General features: G+C 44.7%; 1 protein-coding gene. It reads right to left on the bottom strand.

What is annotated here, in order from left to right; genetic code table 11:
* On the bottom strand, positions 1–189 hold a 189-nt coding region (locus tag ACR9ZK_RS23040; protein WP_481344240.1), incomplete at its 3' end, for a hypothetical protein.
* Positions 190–244: the final 55 nt, after the last annotated feature.

Raw genomic sequence — 244 nt, 5'->3', positions numbered from 1 at the left:
GATGATGACATCACTGGTACCAGCCATATTCTGCATTTCCACTCTCTTTTTAAAGGCGGTAGCGCCGTTCTTGGCAGATTTTACGGTATAAACGTAGCTGGAACCATCAGGACTTTTAAGTACTGCCTGAGCAGGGAGGATAATAGCATCTTTGCTTTTTCCTGTATTAATGTTGATATCCGTGATCATCCCCGGCAATATCTGGCCTCCAGGATTATCGAGTCGGATCTTTACGGTGTACGTT

This window comes from Monashia sp. HAY1-5C, from assembly GCF_056755255.1.
Note: the sequence above shows the minus strand (reverse complement) of the source record. Positions and strands in the feature narration are given on the sequence as shown.